Origin of the sequence: Nocardia jiangsuensis (assembly GCF_042650385.1) — a bacterium.
GTDB lineage: Bacteria > Actinomycetota > Actinomycetes > Mycobacteriales > Mycobacteriaceae > Nocardia > Nocardia jiangsuensis.
In genome coordinates this window covers 1-1,077 of record NZ_JBHSAX010000036.1, presented here as the reverse complement: position 1 = coordinate 1,077, position 1,077 = coordinate 1, and the positions used below count along the sequence as shown (strand labels likewise).

The window sequence follows — 1,077 nt, the reverse complement described above, 5'->3', positions numbered from 1 at the left end:
ACGCGATACTCCGCAGAACCGGCCCCCCACCCACCGGAACAGCACCGTCGGCAGGCGGAACAACCGCCCGCAACTCGCGCGCCACACCGCCGTCGACGGGGAGCAACCCCACGATCCGGGAGGCGGGCGTCGGCGCGTTCGCAGCGGCGGCCGCGGCGTCCGATCCGGTGGAGCCGACCAGCAGCGCTTCACCGGCATCCCCGGCACCGCCGGCCGAGACCACCGATCCCGATCCGACGGACACGAGCCCGGCGGCTACCAGAAGCGACACCGTTACCGGGGCAGACTTGCGCATATCGACGACACCGTCCTCTCGGTCGCGGCGCCGATCCCCCACCGGCACACGCTACTAGTGCCGAATCGGCACTAACTTACGCTGCTTGGACCATAGCAAAAGCGGGGAAAATACCGTGGAGGCTTCATGAACTTCTCAGAAACCTCACACCCTGGCCTCCTCGCCTCGATGTCGGCGGCGCCACCCGGGCGCTCTCATCAAGGGTACGAGCTGCGGCCCGGTTACGGGACCCTTCGTCTGCACCGCACTCCCGGCGGTCAGCACGGCGCGGCCGTTGCCGTGAGGTAGCGGGTCACCTCGTCGACCGCGCGCACGGCGCTCTCCGGGCGGGCCTCGATGGTCGACGGCAGCTCGGTGTCGGTCCATTCGCCCGCCAGGAAGAGGCCGTCCAGCGGGTGCGCTGCCCCAGCCTCTGCGCCTCGGAGCCGGACTGCGGGGAGAAGGTCGCCTGCGGCTGGTCGATGACGTGCGTGCCCAGCACCTCGGCCTCGGCGTCGCCGGGTAGTTGACGCGCAGCGATTCCAGTGCCGCCGCGACGAGCTCGGCGTGCGCACGACGTCCCAGGAGGCGCTGACCGCGAGCGCGTGGCAGTGCCCGGGCCCGGCGGCGTCGACGCCGTCCGGTGCGGTGCCCTGCATGCGCCCGATGTCGAACAACATGCTCGTTCATTCCACCGGAAACGACCGAAGGCCCCACCAACGAATTGGTGGGGCCTTCGGTGACAATTTGTTCCGGCGGTGTCCTACTCTCCCACACCCTGTCGAGTGCAGTACCATCGGCGC

1 protein-coding gene and 1 pseudogene are annotated in these 1,077 nt (G+C 69.7%); both read right to left on the bottom strand.

Features of this window, described 5'->3' with window-relative positions; all coding sequences use genetic code 11:
* Positions 1–337 (bottom strand): annotated as a pseudogene (locus ACFO0B_RS31495) (hypothetical protein); the annotation flags it as partial.
* 215 nt (positions 338–552) lie between these two features.
* Positions 553–954 carry a hypothetical protein gene (locus tag ACFO0B_RS31490; protein WP_378617395.1) on the bottom strand — a complete coding sequence of 134 codons (402 nt, stop codon included), beginning with the start codon at positions 952–954 and terminating at the stop codon, positions 553–555.
* Positions 955–1,077 lie beyond the last annotated feature (123 nt).

Coding starts and splice junctions, on each gene's coding strand:
- ACFO0B_RS31490 (WP_378617395.1), bottom strand. CDS start 954: ATGTTGTTCGACATCGGGCGCATGCAGGGCACCGCACCGGACGGCGTC.